Consider the following 227-nt stretch of genomic DNA (forward strand, 5'->3'; position numbering starts at 1 on the left):
GGGTGCTCTGCCCGGAAACCCGGTAGAACTTGGCCAGGGTCAGCTTCAGCTCGCCATGGTTGAGCGGCTGGATGGTCTGCACGGTGCCCTTGCCGAAGGTCTGGCCGCCGACGATCAACGCACGGTGGTAGTCCTGCATGGCGCCAGCGAAAATCTCCGAGGCCGAGGCCGAAAGGCGGTTGACCAGCAACGCCATAGGGCCTTTGTAGAAGGCGCCCGGGTTCTCG

General features: G+C 64.3%; 1 protein-coding gene. It reads right to left on the reverse strand.

Annotation, left to right across the window (positions count from 1 at the left end):
* On the reverse strand, positions 1-227 hold a 227-nt coding region (locus AC0608_RS13930; protein WP_478289499.1), incomplete at both ends, for a S41 family peptidase.

This window comes from Flavobacterium sp. GNP008 (assembly GCF_056428965.1).